We start from the raw sequence: 14358 nt of genomic DNA, 5'->3' as shown, positions 1-14358 counted from the left end.
ACCTCAGTTTGGGGCGCTGATTATAGACAGATCAGACATAATCTTCATCTGTTAATCCGCCAGGTATGCTCTGCTGCGTGAATTCCCTTACCTGTCACGTTACACTTATGCGCTGCCGCACGGCAGAAAAAAAAGTAAACGGTAGCGACCCATGATGCACGACAAGCCGCGTGAGCGGGCCCGGTTAAACAAGAACGGATTTACCTTTAAACAATTTTTTGTCGCGCACGATCGTTGTGCGATGAAAGTCGGTACCGATGCCATTCTGCTTGGTGCCTGGGCGCCGGTGGCTGGCGTCAGGCGGATTCTGGACATTGGCAGCGGCAGTGGACTGATCGCGCTGATGCTGGCGCAGCGCACGCCGTCGCCGGTTGAGATTGATGCGGTCGAGTTAGACGCTGAGGCGGCGCAGCAGGCAGGCGAGAATGTACAGCAGTCGCCGTGGCCGCAGCGTATTCACATCCATCAGCAGGATATCGCCCGCTGGGCCGAAGACTGCGAGCAGCGTTATTCGCTGATTGTCAGCAATCCTCCGTACTTTACGCCTGGCGTCGCCTGTTCCACTGCGGCGCGGGACAGCGCCCGTGCGACCCGCACCCTCGATCATCAGACCCTGTTACGCAGCGCAGCGTTGCTGATTGAAGAAGAGGGGATGTTCTGCGTGGTATTGCCCACCGCGACCGGCGAAACGTTTATCAGCCAGGCGCTGGCTGATGGCTGGCATTTACGCTTTCGGCTGGACGTGGCGGAATATGCCCATCGCCCGCCGCATCGCGTGCTGCTGGCTTTCTCTCCGCAGGCCGGCGAAACGCTGCTGGAGCGTCTCGCCATTCGCGCGCCCGACACCCATTATTCTGAAGACTGGTGTTGCCTGACGCGGGCCTTCTATCTGTTCCTGTAGCCGGGCGGCGTCAGGATGGTCGGCAGCGCCTCGGGTAACAGGTCGGGATAGTCGCGGATGTAGTGCAATCCGCGGCTCTCTTTTCGCTCCAGTGCGCAGCGCACCATGAGATCGGCGACCTGCACCAGATTCCTCAGCTCCAGCAGATTGTTGGAGAGGCGGAAGTGATGGTAATACTCATCAATTTCCTGCTGCAGCAGCGTGATACGACGCAACGCCCGCTCAAGGCGCTTGGTGGTGCGCACAATGCCGACGTAATCCCACATAAACAGCCGCAGTTCGTGCCAGTTATGCTGAATGATCACCCGCTCATCGGCATCATCGACCTGGCTCTCATCCCAGCCGGGCAGGGTCGTTACCGCTTCGACGTCGGGCAGGGTGCGAATCAAATCTTCCGCAGCTGACCAGCCATAAACCAGACACTCCAGCAGTGAGTTGGACGCCATCCGGTTAGCGCCGTGCAGGCCGGTATAACTCACTTCACCAATCGCATACAGGCCATTGAGGTCGGTACGCCCCTGCTGATCGACCATCACGCCGCCACAGGTATAGTGCGCGGCAGGCACAATCGGAATCGGCTGTTTGGTCAGATCAAAGCCAAAGGTCAGCAGCTTGTCGTAAATCATCGGGAAGTGAGCGCGGACAAACGCTTCCGGCTGATGACTGATATCGAGATACATGCAGTCTACGCCCAGCCGTTTCATCTCGTGGTCTATCGCCCGGGCGACGATATCGCGCGGCGCCAGTTCAGCCCGCTGATCAAAATCGGGCATGAAACGGCTGCCGTCAGGACGCAGCAGCCAGGCACCTTCGCCACGTAATGCTTCGGTTAACAGGAAATTCTGTGCCTGCGGATGAAACAGGCAGGTCGGGTGAAACTGATTAAACTCCAGATTGGCGACCCGGCAGCCGGCACGCCACGCCATCGCGATCCCATCGCCAGAGGCAATATCGGGATTGGTGGTGTATTGATAGACTTTGGCTGCGCCGCCGGTTGCGACCACCACGGCGCGGGCGCTACAGGTTTCCACCTGCTCGCGATTGCGGTTCCAGATCCACGCACCCACAGCACGGCGTGGTCCGGGCAGGCCCAGTTTGTCTGAAAGAATCAGATCGACCGCGTTAGTGCGTTCCAGAATCCGGATGTTGGGATGGCTTAGCGCCTGACTGACCAGCGTGGTTTCTACCGCGCGGCCAGTGGCATCGGCACTGTGCAGAATGCGGCGATGACTGTGGCCGCCTTCACGGGTCAGGTGATAGCGCATCTCGCCTGCCGCCTGCGGATCGATATCAAAGGCGACCCCGTTATCAATCAGCCACTGCACGCAGTGACGGGCATTGCTGGCAATAAACGAAACGGCGTCGCGATCGCACAGGCCGGCGCCGGCAATCAGCGTATCCTCCACGTGCGACTCAATGCTGTCGGTTTCATCGAACACCGCCGCGATACCGCCCTGCGCATAAAGAGTGGAGCCCTCATTGACCTGCGCTTTGCTGAGCACCAGCACCTGATAATGTCTGGCCAGACGTAACGCCAGCGACAGGCCGGCGGCACCGCTGCCCACAATCAATACATCACACTGATAATCCGGATTTGCATTTGTCATGGTGTTTAATTTACTAAACAAGAATAGGCCTGAGCATAAGCGTTAAGCCGGTTGTTGTGAAGTATTTTGAACAAGTTTTCAGCGCGCCGGACAGCTTCAGGCTAAATGTCGCTAACAATCAGCAGGTTAAATTGGTGCTGGTTTAAAAAGTGTTTTTTATACCAAACTTAATTAAGCGCAGGGATTTAAAGATGAAAAAGCCGTTGTCATAGGTTACTCTGCCTGCGATTTACGCTCCCTGTACTGAACGAAAATGAACAAGCCGGATAATCTCCAGCGGAGCGGTAAATAATTGGGCGATAAGTGAACTTCGCACCACATCACAACTCTAAGCGCATGCTTGCTCAGAACCATTGAGATGTGCTGGCAGTTACTTTACGCGTATAAAAAATTTGGGGAGACATTACCTCGGATGAGCGAGCAGTTAACGGATCAGATCCTCGTTGAACGGGTACAGAAGGGAGATCAAAAAGCTTTCAACTTACTGGTAATTCGTTACCAGCATAAAGTGGCGAGCCTGGTTTCACGCTATGTACCGTCGGGCGATGTGCCTGATGTAGTACAGGAATCGTTTATTAAAGCGTATCGCGCACTGGACTCTTTCCGGGGCGATAGCGCGTTTTATACCTGGCTGTACCGCATTGCGGTTAATACAGCGAAAAATTACCTGGTTGCTCAGGGGCGACGTCCGCCATCCAGCGATGTGGATGCGATTGACGCAGAAAATTTCGAAAGTGCGGGTGCATTAAAAGAAATTTCGAACCCTGAGAACTTAATGTTGTCTGACGAATTGAAACAAATTGTCTTTCGTACCATCGAGGCGCTACCCGAGGACTTGCGTATGGCAATCACCCTCAGGGAACTGGACGGCCTGAGCTATGAAGAGATCGCCGTCATTATGGATTGCCCGGTAGGCACTGTTCGGTCACGTATCTTCCGTGCGCGAGAGGCCATTGATAATAAAGTTCAACCGCTTATCCAACGTCAGTGATAACGGCTACTGGAAGGGTACATAGGCATGCAGAAAGAAAAACTTTCCGCTTTAATGGATGGTGAGACCTTAGATAACGAGCTGTTCTCAGCCTTGTCGAAGGATGCAGATCTACAGAAAAGCTGGGAAAGCTATCATCTGATTCGCGATACCATGCGCGGCGATGTTGGCGAGTTCCTGCATTTCGATATCTCTGCACGCGTTGCCGCTGCCATCGAAAAAGAACCGCTGCGTACTGTTACACCGCTGATCCCTGAAGCGCAGCCAGAACCTTCCCGCTGGGAAAAAATGCCGTTCTGGCAGAAAGTGCGTCCATGGGCAGCGCAGTTAACTCAGGTCGGCGTGGCTGCCTGTGTTTCTCTGGCAGTGATCGTTGGCGTCCAGCACTATAACCAGCCTAACGGCGGCACGGCTGAATCGTCTGATTCACCGGTGTTTAACACCCTGCCGATGATGGGCAAAGCTTCACCGGTCAGCCTCGGCGTGCCTTCTGATGCGTTTGATACCAACAGCGCTAATCAGCAGGTTCAGGACCAGCGCCGTCGCGTTAATGCGATGCTGCAGGATTATGAACTGCAACGCCGTTTACATGCCGATCAGCTGCAGTTTGAAACCGATGCACCGAAACAAGCACAGGCTGATGTTCCCGGAAACCAATCCTTAGGACTCCAGCAGCAGTAATGAAGCCGCTTTGGTATGCTGTTAGCCTGCTGACAGGCAGCCTGTTGTGGTCATCTGCCGCCCCGGCGCAACCTTCTGCGTCCGGGGCGTTATTGCAGCAGATGGAGCAGGCAAGTCAAAACCTCAACTACGAATTCGCCTATATCAACGTCTCCCGCCTCGGCATTGAATCGTTGCGTTATCGTCATGCTGTGATTGATGAGCGTATTTTTGCTCAGCTGTTGCAGATGGACGGCCCGCGACGTGAAGTGATCCAGCGTGGCAATGATATCAGCTACTTCGAACCTGGCCTTGAGCCGTTCTCGCTGCCCGGCAACCACATTATCGATGCGCTGCCGTCGGTGATTTTTGCGGATTTCGCCAAGCTGGGCAGTGCGTACGATTTCATTACCGTAGGCCGCTCGCGTATCGCCGATCAGATGTGCGACGTGTTGCGCATCGTGTCGCGTGATGGCACCCGCTACAGCTATGTAGTCTGGCTGGATGTGGATACCAAGCTGCCTCTGCGGATTGACCTGCTGGATCGCGACGGTGAAACGCTGGAGCAGTTCCGCGTCATCAGCTTCGCGGTGGATGAAGGGGTGCGTAACCTGATGCAGGGGCTGGAGAAAGCCAACCTGCCGCCATCGCTCTCGGTGCCGAAAGGCGATGCGGTGAGGCTTAACTGGCAGCCAGGCTGGATACCCGCCGGCATGACGCTGGTCTCGCAGAATCGTCGTACGTTGCCCGCGCTGAACAAAAACATGGAGTCGCGTCTCTACAGCGACGGCCTGTTCAGCTTCGCCATTAATATCACTCCGGCCGATAAAAGCAGTACCACCCAGACATTGCGCACTGGACGTCGTACGGTACAAACGGTTGTGCGCAATAATAGCGAGATTGCGGTGGTCGGCGAATTACCGCCTTCGACAGCAAAACGCATTGCGGACAGCATCGACCTGGGGTCACAAAAATGATGAGAGAATGGGCCACCGTGGTGGCATGGCAGGATGGCATCGCCACTCTGCATACTGAAGCGAAAACCTCCTGCAACAGTTGCCAGGCGCGTAAAGGCTGCGGCAGCCACATGCTGAACAAGCTCGGCCCGAAAAATGCCCACGTAATGCAGATCGCCAGCAGCAAACCGCTGCAGCCGGGTCAGCGCATCGAACTGGGTATCCGCGAGAGCAGCCTGCTGGGTTCGGCATTGCTGGTTTACATGACCCCGCTGTTTGGCCTGTTTGTGGTGGCAGGGCTGTTTCAGGCGCTGTTCAGCAGCGATCTGGCGGCTGCCTGTGGTGCGCTGCTGGGCGGGATTGGCGGCTTTATTATCGCCAAAGGCGTCTCGATGAAACTGGGCGATCGCGAAGCCTTTCAACCGGTGATCCTGAACATCGCATTACCTCCTGACGCGCTGCGCGTTGAAAGCGAAGCGTAACGTATCTCCAGGCCGCGCACTCCGCGGCCTTTGTCTGTTCTCCCTTAGGCAAAACTCTGTTTCGCTTCCACAACGTTCCATTCTTTTATGCGCGGCGTTAACAGTGTAATATGCGTCGTCATTAATGAGGCTGACAGGATTGTGGGTAAAGAGCGATCTTCCTGAATGTGTCTGTGCTCAGGTTTTCAACTGATTCTCTATGCGAAGATATTCATATAAATGAAGCACATAAGAAATTTCTCCATCATCGCCCACATCGACCATGGTAAATCTACGCTCTCTGACCGCCTGATTCAGATTTGCGGTGGCCTCACCGCCCGTGAGATGGCCGCCCAGGTTCTTGACTCTATGGATCTGGAACGCGAGCGCGGTATTACCATCAAAGCACAGAGCGTAACGCTCGATTACCACGCGAAAGACGGCGAAACTTACCAGCTCAATTTCATCGATACTCCGGGGCACGTTGACTTCTCCTATGAAGTTTCCCGCTCACTGGCGGCCTGCGAAGGCGCTCTGCTGGTGGTGGATGCCGGGCAGGGCGTAGAAGCGCAGACCCTGGCGAACTGCTACACCGCGATTGAGATGGATCTGGAAGTAGTGCCGGTTCTGAACAAAATTGACCTGCCAGCGGCCGATCCCGATCGTGCGGCGCAGGAAATTGAAGATATCGTCGGCATTGATGCCACTGACGCGGTGCGCTGTTCGGCAAAAACCGGCGTTGGCGTACCGGAAGTGCTGGAACGTTTAGTGCGTGACATCCCGCCGCCAGAAGGCGATCCGGATGCACCGCTGCAGGCGCTGATTATCGACTCCTGGTTTGATAACTACCTCGGTGTGGTATCGCTGGTGCGGGTTAAAAACGGCACCATGCGCAAGGGCGATAAAATTAAGGTCCTGAGTACCGGCCAGGTGTATAACGCTGACCGTCTCGGCATCTTCACCCCGAAGCAGGTCGATCGTACCGAGCTTAACTGCGGTGAAGTGGGCTGGCTGGTCTGTGCGATTAAAGACATCCTTGGCGCGCCGGTAGGGGACACCCTGACCACCGCGCGTAACCCGGCAGACAAAGCGCTGCCAGGCTTCAAAAAAGTGAAGCCGCAGGTGTATGCCGGTCTGTTCCCAATCAGCTCTGACGACTATGAAGCGTTCCGTGATGCGCTCGGCAAACTGAGCCTGAACGACGCCTCGCTGTTCTATGAGCCAGAAAGCTCAACGGCGCTGGGCTTTGGTTTCCGTTGCGGCTTCCTTGGTCTGCTGCACATGGAGATCATCCAGGAACGTCTGGAGCGTGAATACGATCTCGATTTAATTACCACGGCACCGACCGTGGTGTATGAAGTGGTTACCACCAGCGGCGACGTGGTCTACGTCGACAGCCCGTCTAAGCTGCCCGCGCTGAATAACATTGAAGAGCTGCGTGAACCAATCGCTGAGTGTCATATGCTGCTGCCGCAGGAGTATCTGGGCAACGTCATTACGCTGTGCATTGAGAAACGTGGCGTTCAGACCAATATGGTTTACCACGGCAATCAGGTTGCGCTGACTTACGAGATTCCGATGGCAGAAGTGGTGCTCGACTTCTTCGACCGTCTGAAATCCACCTCACGCGGCTATGCTTCGCTGGATTACAACTTTAAACGTTTCCAGGCCTCTGACATGGTGCGCGTCGACGTTCTGATTAACTCCGAACGTGTCGATGCGCTGGCGCTGATTACCCACCGTGAAAACGCACCGTATCGTGGACGCGATCTGGTTGAGAAGATGAAAGAGCTCATCCCGCGTCAGCAGTTTGATATTGCGATTCAGGCGGCAATCGGCAACCACATTATCGCGCGTTCAACGGTTAAACAGCTGCGTAAAAACGTTCTCGCCAAGTGTTATGGCGGCGACGTCAGCCGTAAGAAGAAACTGTTGCAGAAGCAGAAAGACGGTAAGAAGCGAATGAAGCAGGTCGGTAATGTTGAGCTGCCGCAGGAAGCCTTCCTCGCGATTCTGCATGTCGGTAAGGACAGCAAATAAGGATTTCCAATGGCTAATATGTTCGCCCTGATACTGGCGATAGCGACGCTGATTACTGGCATCGTCTGGGTTATTGATCGTTTTAAATGGGCACCGCAACGTCGGGCTAAACAGGCGGCGGCTCAGGCGCAAACCGGTAATACGCTCGACAGCAAAACGCTGGCGAAAGTATCGTCGCAGCCGGGCTGGGTTGAAACCACCGCCTCGGTGTTCCCGGTACTGGCCGTGGTGTTCATCGTGCGTTCGTTTATTTACGAACCGTTCCAGATCCCATCGGGCTCGATGATGCCGACGCTGCTGATTGGCGATTTTATTCTGGTGGAGAAGTTTGCCTACGGCATTAAAGATCCAATCACCCAGACCACGCTGATCCCAACCGGTCAGCCTAAGCGCGGTGACATTGCGGTATTTAAATACCCGAAAGATCCGAGCCTCGACTACATTAAACGCGTGATTGGTTTACCTGGCGATAAAGTGATCTATGATCCTTACAGCAAAACCCTGACGGTTAAGCCAGCCTGTACCGACGGTAAAGCCTGTGACACCGCGTTAGCGGTGACCTACACCGACGTTGAGCCGAGCAAGTTTATTCAGACCTTCAGCGGCTTTGATGGCAACGAAACCGGCAACGGTTTCTATCAGGTGCCGCAGGGCGATACCATGCGCGGAGGCTTACGCCTCGGCACCCGTAAAGAGACGATTGGCAACGTGACCCACGACATCCTGCTGGTAAACGAAGCGCAGAGTCAGGCGGGCATGTATTACCAGCAGCCGGGTCAGCCACAGGCGAGCTGGGTGGTGCCGAAAGGGCAATATTTCATGATGGGCGATAACCGTGATAACAGCGCCGACAGCCGCTATTGGGGCTTTGTCCCGGAGCGTAATCTGGTCGGTAAAGCGGTCGCTATCTGGATGAGCTTTGAGAAACAAGAAGGACAGTGGCCTACCGGCGTGCGATTCAGTCGTATCGGCGGCATTCACTAAAAAATTATTGTCTGATTAACAGGCAAATCGGGTGGCCTCCTGCGGGAGGCCACTGCACACCAAACGGAAAGTGTTGGATTCTCAGCCCTGTTTGGTATGCAGAGTCACAGACGCAACAAAGAACTGGAATCGCATGAACCCCATCCTGATTAACAAGCTTCAGCGCAAACTGGGCTACACTTTTACTCATTCGGAACTGTTACAGCAGGCCCTGACTCACCGCAGCGCCAGCAGTAAGCACAACGAGCGTCTTGAATTTCTCGGCGATTCCATTCTCAGCTATGTGATTGCGAACGCACTTTATCACCGCTTCCCGCGGGTTGATGAAGGTGACATGAGCCGCATGCGTGCCACGCTGGTGCGTGGTAATACGCTGGCGGAAATGGCGCGTGAATTTGATCTCGGCGAATGCCTGCGTTTAGGACCTGGTGAGCTGAAAAGCGGCGGTTTCCGTCGCGAATCGATCCTGGCGGATACGGTGGAAGCGCTGATTGGCGGTATCTTCCTCGATAGCAGTATCCAGACGGTAGAAAAACTGATCCTCGACTGGTATCAGAGCCGCCTCGACGAAATCAGTCCTGGCGACAAACAAAAAGATCCAAAAACGCGCCTGCAGGAGTATCTGCAGGGGCGTCACCTGCCGCTGCCGAGCTATCTGGTGGTCCAGGTGCGTGGCGAAGCCCACGATCAGGAATTCACCATTCACTGTCAGGTGAGTGGCATGGCCGAGCCGGTGGTGGGCGTAGGCTCCAGCCGCCGTAAAGCAGAACAGGCAGCCGCCGAACAGGCGCTGATTAAACTGGGTCTCGAATAATTCCCCTGACCCCGGCACCGGCAACGGTGCCCGCTATATCATGACCTGACTGCCTGCTGGCCCTGGCGTCTGAACCGGCGCTGAATCAATCATGACCCGAATATGCACTATCCCGGCGCCTGAACAGGCGCTGAATAACTCAGGACTCGAATGAGCGAAAACGTAACTTATTGCGGCTTTGTCGCGATTGTCGGCCGACCTAACGTCGGCAAATCCACTTTACTGAACCAGTTGCTGGGGCAGAAGGTGTCGATCACCTCGCGTAAGCCGCAAACCACGCGCCACCGCATCATGGGCATCCATACCGAAGGCGCTTATCAGGCGATCTACGTCGATACGCCTGGCCTGCACATGGAAGAGAAGCGCGCGATTAACCGTCTGATGAACCGCGCTGCCAGCAGCTCAATTGGCGACGTGGAACTGGTGATCTTCGTGGTTGAAGGCACCCGCTGGACGCCGGATGATGAAATGGTGTTAGGCAAACTGCGCGACGGCAAAGTGCCGGTGGTGCTGGCGATCAACAAAGTCGATAACATCCAGGATAAAAGTATTCTGCTGCCGCATCTGCAATTCCTGAGCCAGCAGATGAACTTCCTCGATATCGTGCCGATCTCGGCGGAAAGCGGGAAGAACGTCGATACCATTGCGGCAATTACCCGTAAACATCTGCGCCAGGCCGATCACCACTTCCCGGAAGATTACATCACCGACCGTTCACAGCGCTTTATGGCGTCGGAGATCATCCGTGAGAAGCTGATGCGTTTCCTCGGCGCTGAACTGCCTTACTCGGTGACGGTAGAAATTGAACGCTTCGTCTCTAACGAACGCGGCGGCTACGACATCAATGGCCTGATTCTGGTTGAGCGTGAAGGTCAGAAGAAGATGGTGATTGGTAACAAAGGCAGCAAGATCAAAACCATCGGCATTGAAGCGCGTAAAGACATGGAAGATATGTTCGAAGCGAAAGTGCATCTCGAACTGTGGGTTAAGGTGAAATCGGGCTGGGCGGACGACGAACGTGCGCTGCGCAGCCTGGGTTACACAGACGATCTCTGATTCGATGGAAGGCTGGCAACGCGCCTTTGTGCTGCATAGTCGTCCCTTCAGTGAGACCAGTCTGCTGCTCGACCTGTTCAGCGAAAGCGAAGGGCGGGTGCGGGTGCTGGCGAAAGGGGCGCGTTCACGGCGCTCCCAGCTGAAAGGAGCGCTACAGCCTTTTACCCCGCTGCTGGTTCGCTGGAGCGGGCGGGGCGAGGTTAAAACCCTGCGCAATGCCGAAGCAGTGTCGCTGGCGTTACCGCTCAGCGGCATCACGCTTTACTGCGGACTCTACGTCAACGAACTGATATCCCGCGTCCTGGAGCAGGAATTCCCCTTCTCCGAGCTGTTCTTCGATTACCTCAACTGTCTGCAAAGCTTAGCCTCATCTCAGGGGTCGCCAGAACCTGCGCTGCGCCGCTTCGAACTGGCGCTGCTCGGCCATCTTGGCTACGGCGTCGATTTCCTGCACTGTGCCGGCAGCGGCGAGCCGGTCAGCGACGAGATGACCTACAGCTACCGCGAAGAGCGCGGCTTTATCGCCAGCCTGGTACTGAATCAACGCAGTTTCACCGGTCGCCAGCTGCGCGCCCTGTGTGAGCGTGAGTTTCCCGATGCCGACAGTCTGCGAGCGGCCAAGCGGTTCACCCGTATCGCCCTGAAACCTTACCTCGGCGGTAAGCCGCTCAAGAGTCAGGAGCTGTTTCGTCAGTTTATCCCGAAAAAAAAACCTGACGAAGCGGCTGAATAGCGCTGGTCGTACCGCTTGCCGGACGCAACGCGGTACACTCAACATTATGATGAATAAGAAGGGAGAATGGTCATGGCTGAGTTGCTGTTAGGCGTCAATATCGATCACATTGCCACGGTACGTAACGCGCGCGGGACAAACTATCCCGATCCGGTGCAGGCGGCGTTTATCGCTGAGCAGGCAGGCGCGGACGGTATTACCGTGCACCTGCGCGAGGATCGTCGTCATATCACCGATCGCGATGTGCGTATTCTGCGAGACACCATCCAGACGCGGATGAATCTGGAGATGGCGGTCACCGATGAGATGATTGGTATCGCCTGCGATATCAAGCCGCAGTTCTGCTGTCTGGTGCCGGAAAAGCGTCAGGAAGTGACCACCGAAGGCGGACTGGACGTGGCCGGCCAGCAGGACAAGCTGAATGCGGCGGTCAAGCTGCTGAGTGAAGCGGGAATCCTGGTTTCACTGTTCATTGATGCCGATCACCGCCAGATTGAAGCGGCGGTGGCCAGCGGGGCGCCGTACATCGAAATTCATACCGGTGCCTACGCTGAAGCCCCGGAAGGTCTGGCGCGCGACGCGGAACTGGCGCGCATCCGTCAGGCGGCTAGCTTTGCGGCCAGCCTCGGTCTGAAGGTCAACGCCGGCCACGGTCTGACCTATCACAACGTGCTGCCGATTGCCGCACTGCCGGAGATGCATGAGCTGAATATCGGTCATGCGATTATTGGGCGTGCGGTGATGAGCGGATTGCCTGACGCAGTCCGGGAGATGAAGCAGCTGCTGCGTGAAGCGCGTCGCTGATGGCAATTCTCGGGCTGGGCACCGATATCGTCGAAATCGAGCGTATCGCCGGGGTGATTGAGCGCTCCGGCGATCGGCTGGCACGTCGGGTGCTGAGCGAAGCGGAATGGCAGCAATATCAGGCGCACCAGCAGCCGGTGCGCTTTCTCGCCAAGCGTTTTGCCGTCAAAGAGGCGGCGGCCAAGGCATTTGGCACCGGCATTCGCGGCGGTCTGGCCTTCAATCAGTTTGAGGTTTATAACGATGCGCTGGGGAAACCGGGGTTACGTTTTTTCCAGCATGCGGATGAACTGGCACAGCGACTGGGCGTGAAAAGCGTTCACGTGACGCTGGCTGACGAACGTCATTACGCCTGCGCCACGGTAATTATCGAAAGCTAGCCGTGCAGCACCACAAACTTATCCCACAGCGCATCGCGTGATTCGGTGTGCTGTGGATCAGTGATAATGGTGTTATCGATCGGGCAAACCCGCTGACAGGTTGGCTCATCATAGTGTCCGATGCACTCGGTGCAGCGGCTGACGTCAATTTCATAAATCGCATCACCCAGCGAGATGGCCTGGTTCGGGCATTCCGGTTCGCACATATCGCAGTTAATGCATTTGGCCGTGATCAACAGCGCCATTTTTCCCACCTGGTTACAACAGAAAAAGCGCGGCTATTATACGCCCTCCGGCTGATCAGACCAGCTTTTTCACCAGTGCTTCGCTGTGACGAATATGGCTGGAGGCGCGTTCCGGATCGTTTTGTACCAGCGCCATAAACAGCAGGTCAGTTAACGCCAGCTGCGCGGTGGTCGAAGAGATCGCCGCGCTGCGGGTGCTTTGCTCTTCCGCCACGGTATAGAGACACTGACTGGCGCTCTGTTGCAAAGTATTCGGGGTAAAGCCGGTAAAGGCCACCACGTCGGCACCCACCTGGGCGGCTTCCTGCGCGGCCAGATTGATCTCACGCCGTTCACCGGTATAGGAGATAGCGAGCAGCACGTCGCCCGGCCCCATCGCCTGTACGCTGGCCAGCAGGGCGTGCATATCCTGTTCGGCGACCGCATTGATCCCGATTTTCATCAGCTTCCATGAAAAATCTTTCGCCACCAGGCCTGAAGCGCCAATTCCCACCAGTAAAATGCGCCGGGCATTCTTTAGCAGCTGCAACACCTCGTTGAGCTTCTCCTCGCTGTTGATATCCAGCGTGGCGCGAATCGCCGACAGCTTTTCAGCCAGCAACTTCTCACCCACCATCTTAAGCGGATCATCGCTGAGAATATGGTTATGCACGGTAATGGCATCTTTGTCAGCCAGTGACTCACTCAGAGCCAGTTTCAGCGCCGGAAACCCCTTGTAGCCCAGCTTCTGGGCGAACTTGACCACGCTCGACTGACTGACGCCTGACTCTTCGGCCAGCTTTTGCGAACTCAGATGGCGGGCCCGATCGGGTTGTGACAGCAGAAAATCAGCCAGCCGGCGTTCGTTTAGCGCCAGGCGGGGATAAAGCTGGCGAATGCGCAGCAATGAACTCATGCCCAATCCTCATGATTCAGGAGTAATTTGCGAAGAATAAACTATTCATCTGGCATTGTAGTCATCGGAATTAAAAATGACAGCCATCGCCGTGCCGCCTGATGATGGCTACAATAGAGTCTATTGGCGCAAAATCAGCGAAAAGGAGAGTTGTTTGACCAAGGGTACACAACGTCGCATCGTATTTTTCGACCTGGACGGCACGCTGCATCAACAGGATATGTTTGGCACCTTCATGCGTTATCTGCTGCGACGCCGGCCGCTGAATCTGCTGCTGGTGGTGCCGTTGCTGCCGGTGGTGGGGCTCGGATTGCTGTTCAAAGGCCGGGCGGCACGCTGGCCGATGAGCCTGTTGCTGTGGTCGATCACCTTTGGTCATTCAGAGCGAACCTTGCTGCGTCTGGAAGCTGATTTCGCGCAATGGTTTCGCCTGCGGGTGAAAGCGTTCCCGGTGGTGCAGCAGCGGCTGACGGACTATCTCGGCAGCGACGACGCCGATGTCTGGCTGATTACCGGCTCACCGCAGTCGCTGGTCGAACAGGTTTACTACGACTCCGCCTTTCTGCCGCGGGTGAAAATGATTGCCAGCCAGATGCAGCGCGGCTGGGGTGGACGAGTGCTGGCGATGCGCTGTCTCGGCCATGAGAAAGTGGCGCAGCTGGAGGAGAAAATCGGCACGCCGCTGCAGCTTTACAGCGGGTACAGCGACAGCAAGCAGGATAACCCGCTGCTGTTTTTCTGCCAGCATCGCTGGCGTGTCACGCCGGCGGGTGAACTGCAACAGCTGGAATAAGTTTCACCCGCGACCGCGAGACCGCTATAATGCGCCGC

Annotated in this window: 16 protein-coding genes; 13 read left to right on the top strand and 3 right to left on the bottom strand. The window is 55.9% G+C overall.

From position 1 onward, the window contains the following. The first annotated feature begins 151 nt into the window (after positions 1-151). On the top strand, positions 152-901 hold the full coding sequence (gene trmN / locus AC6I8I_RS14420; protein ID WP_312055151.1) for a tRNA(1)(Val) (adenine(37)-N(6))-methyltransferase TrmN: 750 nt from the start codon (positions 152-154) through the stop codon (positions 899-901). On the opposite strand, the gene nadB is transcribed toward trmN, so the two are convergent. Next, complete coding sequence (gene nadB / locus AC6I8I_RS14415; protein WP_069728760.1) at positions 886-2508, bottom strand: L-aspartate oxidase; 1623 nt, start codon at positions 2506-2508, stop codon at positions 886-888. The genes trmN and nadB overlap by 16 nt on opposite strands. Before the next feature lie 412 nt (positions 2509-2920). Between nadB and rpoE the strand changes: the two genes are divergently transcribed. The 11 genes from rpoE (at position 2921) to acpS (ending at position 12387) form a co-directional block, all read left to right on the top strand. After that, a complete protein-coding gene (gene rpoE, locus AC6I8I_RS14410) occupies positions 2921-3499 on the top strand; it encodes an RNA polymerase sigma factor RpoE (protein WP_031376285.1) in 579 nt (192 codons plus the stop codon). A 27-nt stretch (positions 3500-3526) separates the two neighbouring features. After that, complete coding sequence (gene rseA / locus AC6I8I_RS14405; RefSeq protein WP_031376284.1) at positions 3527-4180, top strand: anti-sigma-E factor RseA; 654 nt, start codon at positions 3527-3529, stop codon at positions 4178-4180. Next, positions 4180-5136, top strand: a complete 957-nt coding sequence (rseB, locus tag AC6I8I_RS14400; RefSeq protein WP_312055148.1) for a sigma-E factor regulatory protein RseB — start codon at positions 4180-4182, stop codon at positions 5134-5136. The genes rseA and rseB overlap by 1 nt, the downstream gene beginning before the upstream one ends. Continuing rightward, complete coding sequence (gene rseC, locus AC6I8I_RS14395; protein ID WP_312055146.1) at positions 5133-5597, top strand: SoxR-reducing system protein RseC; 465 nt, start codon at positions 5133-5135, stop codon at positions 5595-5597. Before rseB ends, rseC begins: the two co-directional genes overlap by 4 nt. Before the next feature lie 219 nt (positions 5598-5816). Further along, positions 5817-7616: a translation elongation factor 4 gene (gene lepA / locus AC6I8I_RS14390; protein ID WP_312055144.1), complete on the top strand. Its 1800-nt coding sequence runs from the start codon at positions 5817-5819 to the stop codon at positions 7614-7616. Between the two features lie 9 nt (positions 7617-7625). Further along, a complete protein-coding gene (gene lepB, locus AC6I8I_RS14385) occupies positions 7626-8600 on the top strand; it encodes a signal peptidase I (protein WP_312055142.1) in 975 nt (324 codons plus the stop codon). A gap of 133 nt (positions 8601-8733) precedes the next feature. Further along, positions 8734-9414: a ribonuclease III gene (gene rnc, locus AC6I8I_RS14380; RefSeq protein WP_069728695.1), complete on the top strand. Its 681-nt coding sequence runs from the start codon at positions 8734-8736 to the stop codon at positions 9412-9414. Positions 9415-9564: 150 nt separating this feature from the next. After that, positions 9565-10470, top strand: coding sequence for a GTPase Era (gene era / locus AC6I8I_RS14375; RefSeq protein WP_031376278.1), 906 nt, complete (start codon positions 9565-9567; stop codon positions 10468-10470). Positions 10471-10474: 4 nt separating this feature from the next. Then, positions 10475-11203: a DNA repair protein RecO gene (recO, locus tag AC6I8I_RS14370; protein WP_312055139.1), complete on the top strand. Its 729-nt coding sequence runs from the start codon at positions 10475-10477 to the stop codon at positions 11201-11203. Between the two features lie 72 nt (positions 11204-11275). After that, positions 11276-12007, top strand: a complete 732-nt coding sequence (gene pdxJ / locus AC6I8I_RS14365) for a pyridoxine 5'-phosphate synthase (protein WP_312055137.1) — start codon at positions 11276-11278, stop codon at positions 12005-12007. Then, positions 12007-12387, top strand: a complete 381-nt coding sequence (acpS, locus tag AC6I8I_RS14360; protein WP_031376275.1) for a holo-ACP synthase — start codon at positions 12007-12009, stop codon at positions 12385-12387. Before pdxJ ends, acpS begins: the two co-directional genes overlap by 1 nt. Here the strand turns inward: acpS and AC6I8I_RS14355 are convergent. Beyond that, positions 12384-12632, bottom strand: a complete 249-nt coding sequence (locus AC6I8I_RS14355; RefSeq protein ID WP_031376274.1) for a YfhL family 4Fe-4S dicluster ferredoxin — start codon at positions 12630-12632, stop codon at positions 12384-12386. The two genes, acpS and AC6I8I_RS14355, sit on opposite strands and share 4 nt — an antisense overlap. Before the next feature lie 55 nt (positions 12633-12687). Continuing rightward, on the bottom strand, positions 12688-13527 hold the full coding sequence (locus tag AC6I8I_RS14350; protein ID WP_031376273.1) for a MurR/RpiR family transcriptional regulator: 840 nt from the start codon (positions 13525-13527) through the stop codon (positions 12688-12690). A gap of 154 nt (positions 13528-13681) precedes the next feature. Between AC6I8I_RS14350 and yfhb the strand changes: the two genes are divergently transcribed. Continuing rightward, positions 13682-14320: a phosphatidylglycerophosphatase C gene (gene yfhb / locus AC6I8I_RS14345; RefSeq protein WP_312055134.1), complete on the top strand. Its 639-nt coding sequence runs from the start codon at positions 13682-13684 to the stop codon at positions 14318-14320. The last annotated feature ends 38 nt before the right edge of the window (positions 14321-14358 follow it).

It is taken from the genome of Pantoea sp. X-Soil-YNGN-775, from assembly GCF_059730575.1.
This window is presented reverse-complemented; position numbering and strand designations above follow the sequence as displayed.

Excerpts from the sequence above, each read along its gene's own strand:
- rnc (WP_069728695.1), top strand. The coding sequence starts at position 8,734 with ATGAACCCCATCCTGATTAACAAGCTTCAGCGCAAACTGGGCTACACT.
- rseC (WP_312055146.1), top strand. The coding sequence starts at position 5,133 with ATGATGAGAGAATGGGCCACCGTGGTGGCATGGCAGGATGGCATCGCC.
- AC6I8I_RS14355 (WP_031376274.1), bottom strand. The coding sequence starts at position 12,632 with ATGGCGCTGTTGATCACGGCCAAATGCATTAACTGCGATATGTGCGAA.
- acpS (WP_031376275.1), top strand. The coding sequence starts at position 12,007 with ATGGCAATTCTCGGGCTGGGCACCGATATCGTCGAAATCGAGCGTATC.
- lepB (WP_312055142.1), top strand. The coding sequence starts at position 7,626 with ATGGCTAATATGTTCGCCCTGATACTGGCGATAGCGACGCTGATTACT.
- recO (WP_312055139.1), top strand. The coding sequence starts at position 10,475 with ATGGAAGGCTGGCAACGCGCCTTTGTGCTGCATAGTCGTCCCTTCAGT.
- lepA (WP_312055144.1), top strand. The coding sequence starts at position 5,817 with ATGAAGCACATAAGAAATTTCTCCATCATCGCCCACATCGACCATGGT.
- rseB (WP_312055148.1), top strand. The coding sequence starts at position 4,180 with ATGAAGCCGCTTTGGTATGCTGTTAGCCTGCTGACAGGCAGCCTGTTG.
- rpoE (WP_031376285.1), top strand. The coding sequence starts at position 2,921 with ATGAGCGAGCAGTTAACGGATCAGATCCTCGTTGAACGGGTACAGAAG.
- nadB (WP_069728760.1), bottom strand. The coding sequence starts at position 2,508 with ATGACAAATGCAAATCCGGATTATCAGTGTGATGTATTGATTGTGGGC.
- era (WP_031376278.1), top strand. The coding sequence starts at position 9,565 with ATGAGCGAAAACGTAACTTATTGCGGCTTTGTCGCGATTGTCGGCCGA.
- pdxJ (WP_312055137.1), top strand. The coding sequence starts at position 11,276 with ATGGCTGAGTTGCTGTTAGGCGTCAATATCGATCACATTGCCACGGTA.
- trmN (WP_312055151.1), top strand. The coding sequence starts at position 152 with ATGATGCACGACAAGCCGCGTGAGCGGGCCCGGTTAAACAAGAACGGA.
- AC6I8I_RS14350 (WP_031376273.1), bottom strand. The coding sequence starts at position 13,527 with ATGAGTTCATTGCTGCGCATTCGCCAGCTTTATCCCCGCCTGGCGCTA.
- rseA (WP_031376284.1), top strand. The coding sequence starts at position 3,527 with ATGCAGAAAGAAAAACTTTCCGCTTTAATGGATGGTGAGACCTTAGAT.